Below are 3,319 nucleotides of genomic sequence, written 5' to 3'. Positions count from 1 at the left end.
GCTGGGATTGCCCTCCCGGCCGTTGATTGAAAATGACCATTTGACGGACCACGGCCCGGGCAACGTCAGGTCCGTAGTCCTCCTCGACCATGAACAACGCCAGATCCACCCCGGAACTGATGCCCGCCGAGGTGATGATCGAACCGTCCTGCACGAACAACGCATCAGGCACGACATGCACCAGCGGATATGACCTCCTGAACCGTTCGACCTGGGTCCAATGGGTRGTCGCGTTCCGGTAATTCAGCAAGCCCCCGTGTGCCAGGAGAAACGCACCGGTACAGACGGAAGCGATCCGCCCGGCGTCATTCGTTAGATGGGAAACCGCCTCGACGAGTCCCTCCTCGAAAGGCTTGGACACCATCCCGTAGGCACCCGGAACGATCACGGTGTCCAAGACGCCCGTCTCTCCGGCTGCGGCCTCAGCGGTCAAATAGTGTCCGTTGGAAGCACGCTTGGCACGGCCATCGCTGGAAACCAAGACAGTGTCGTAGCGGGCCCCAAAAGCATTCGCATGATGAAACACATCAGCAGGCCCGGCAACATCGATCATTGTCACGCTGTCATGAATCAAGAACCCGATAGCCCGACTTCGATCACTCACTTCTCACCGTAGTCTCTCCAAAATGTGGCGCTTCGCACAGCGTACGCCAACAGGTACTTGTCTGGATGCCTTTCAATATGACCCCTGCGAGGCCCCCGGAGCGTTATCGCCTAACCCGCTGACACATCGATGAGCACCTTGCCGACGATGCTCTCTTCCACCGCCGCGTGGGCCGCAGCCGTGTCAGCCAGGTCAAAGCGATGCAGCGGCAGGCCTGCCGCCTCTCCCACCGGAAGGGCGCCGTCGGCGATGGCCGCATTGATGTCCTCGGCGGCCGCGTACACCGCCGCCATGCCAACGGTGTAGAGCAGCACGAACTGGTAACGGACATTGAGGCTGAAATGCCTACGCACGTCCAGGCCCATCTGATCGCCTCCGTTGTTGGCGTAAACCGCGATAGAGCCGCGGTTGCGGACCACTGCCAGGTCAAGTTCCGCGTTCTGCGCGGGCGCCACCTCCACGATCTGATCAACGCCCTCGGGAGCGATCCGGCGGATCTCCACGGCCGCGTGGGTTTCGCGGTAATTGATGACGTGATCGGCGCCGGCGGCCGTGACCAGCGCAGCCTTCGCCGGTCCGCTCACGGTCGTGATCACGACGGCGCCAGCCCACTTGGCGAGCTGGATCGCCGCATGGCCCACGGCGCCAGCCCCTCCAGCGACGAGAACTACCTTGCCGTCCAACGCTCCCGGGCGCAGCCGCCGCGGGCCGTCCTCGGCGATAGTCAAGGCCCGGTGGGCGGTGATCGCGGGAACGCCCAGGCTTGCGCCGAGGTCGAACCCGGCGTTCTCCGGCAATGGAAAGACCCGCTCGGCCGGCAGGACGGCGAATTCCTGTGCTGTCCCGCCGTCGGCCCGCTGGTAAGCGGCCAAGGCCAGCCAGACCCTGTCACCGACGTGAAGATGCTCGACGCCGGGTCCGACTGCGTCCACGACTCCGGCGCCGTCTTGGTTCGGCACGACCTCCGCGAAGGGCAAGGGCTCCCCCGGTTTGGCGCCGCGGCGTGACTTCCAGTCGGTGGGGTTCACCGCAGAGACCGCGATCCGCACGCGGGCCTCACCGCGCCCCGGCTGGCGGATCTCACGGTCGACGAGCTCGAGAACAGACGGATCGCCGGTGGCACGGTACACGATTGCTTTCATACTCAGACCCAACGCTGGCCCCGACCGAAAATTCCCGGCGCATGCCGGACCAGATGCGGGCAAGACCACCAGAAACAACTTCGCTGTTAGTCATTCTGTTACCCATCATCGCTGGGCGGGTCCTCCGCGCAACCAGGGCGCTATGCGCCGCTCACGATCCAAAGTTTCGTTCGGCGCTCCTCAGTCGCCTATTTCCTCGCGAAACTTTGAACCGCTCCCGGTTCCCCAAGTTGCACTCCGGACGCTCAAACGCAGCGGTGACTCCGCTATCTGAACGACGCACAAATCCGACAGACACATCCCGTGCCTCGATTTTTCATCGGTTGTCTGAGCGGTCGTCTGGGTCCTGATTCTTGCTGGGCGGATGCGTCCGGCTGATCGGGAGCGTGCTGGAGGGCCCGTCGGGTCGCCTGGGTGGGGCGCCGGTTCCTCTGCCGGGGTGCTGTTGCGTGCTTTCTGCTTGTCGGGTCTGTTCCTTGCGACCGTCGGTCAGATGGGGATTGGCCGTGCGTGGCGCAGTCCTTTGATCGCTTCCAGCATCCACGTGATGAGTGCTCTTTCCGGTGCAGTCTCGGGCAGGAGCAGCTGCCTGCGTCTGGCGCGGGTGATGATTTTCCCCGCGGTGGCGAAGAGCCGGTAGCGCCAGCGTTTGATGTCCCATGTTCTGGCCTGATGCCCGTCGGGCAGCGCGGTGAGCTGCAGCCAGGCGACGAGGTTGCTGGCCAGGGCGGCGATGTTGGCCCAGGCCTGGTTCGCGGCGAAATCGTAGAACGGCAGCTTGCCCAGGCCGGTGTTCTTCAGGGTCTTGATCCGGTTCTCGCACCGGCCCCGGGCCCGGTGCCGGGCGTCCAGGAACGGGCCGTGCCAGCGCGGTGCGTTCGTCAGGAACGCGGTGACGCGGTGCCCATCCAAGTCCAGCAGGGTCGGGGCCGCGCCGGGGTGCAGGGGCTCGGCCCGCAGGTAGATGTTGGTCCCCGGCGGGTAGTCCTTCAGCGCGATGACTTCGGTGGCGTTGATGACCCAGGCGTCGGTGCGTTCGTTGCCGTCTTGGTCCAGGGCCGGCTGCCAGTACTGTTTGTCGTTGATCCAGTCGATCATGTGGGTCTTGGCCGCCGGGACCGGGTAGGAGACGGAGAACTGCACACCCAGGGAGTGGAGGTAATGCAGGAATTTCCGCGAGGCGCCCGCGCTGTCGGTACGGACCAGGATCCGCTGTCCGTCCAGCCTGCCCTCGGGGAAGAACGCCTCGGGCAGTTGGGATACGGCGGTATCGAAAACCCGGATGTGGTCATCGGCGCTGTTCGCCCCCGCGTTGCCGGGCCGCAGCAGGTTTGCCAGGACTTCGCCGGTGCCGTGGAAGGTGCCGTAGTCGATGCTGGCGGTGAACGGGGCGAACCCGTACCCGCCCTTGTAGGTGCCGGAGGCGTTTTCCTTGTCCAACTCGCACAGGTTCGTGGCAAGTTGTGCAAGGTGGTGCCTGCAGCGCCCGGGTTGGCTCAGCGTGTGTTGGTCCGGCTTCGGTGTAGCCGGTCGCGGTCGACGTTGTCGGCGAGGTATCGCACCAGCCCGGTGT

2 protein-coding genes and 1 pseudogene are annotated in these 3,319 nt (G+C 64.7%); all 3 read right to left on the bottom strand.

What is annotated here, in order from left to right; genetic code table 11:
• The coding region (locus tag AB4068_RS15645; protein ID WP_441433867.1) for an AraC family transcriptional regulator at positions 1-553 on the bottom strand (553 nt) is incomplete at its 3' end.
• A gap of 161 nt (positions 554-714) precedes the next feature.
• Complete coding sequence (locus AB4068_RS15640; RefSeq protein ID WP_332603597.1) at positions 715-1,746, bottom strand: NADPH:quinone reductase; 1,032 nt, start codon at positions 1,744-1,746, stop codon at positions 715-717.
• A 489-nt stretch (positions 1,747-2,235) separates the two neighbouring features.
• Positions 2,236-3,183: pseudogene (locus AB4068_RS15635) on the bottom strand (IS1380 family transposase); the annotation flags it as partial.
• Positions 3,184-3,319 lie beyond the last annotated feature (136 nt).

Origin of the sequence: Arthrobacter sp. 2RAF22 (assembly GCF_052115325.1) — a bacterium.
In the GTDB taxonomy this organism is placed as follows: Bacteria; Actinomycetota; Actinomycetes; order Actinomycetales; family Micrococcaceae; genus Arthrobacter.
Note: the sequence above shows the minus strand (reverse complement) of the source record. Positions and strands in the feature narration are given on the sequence as shown.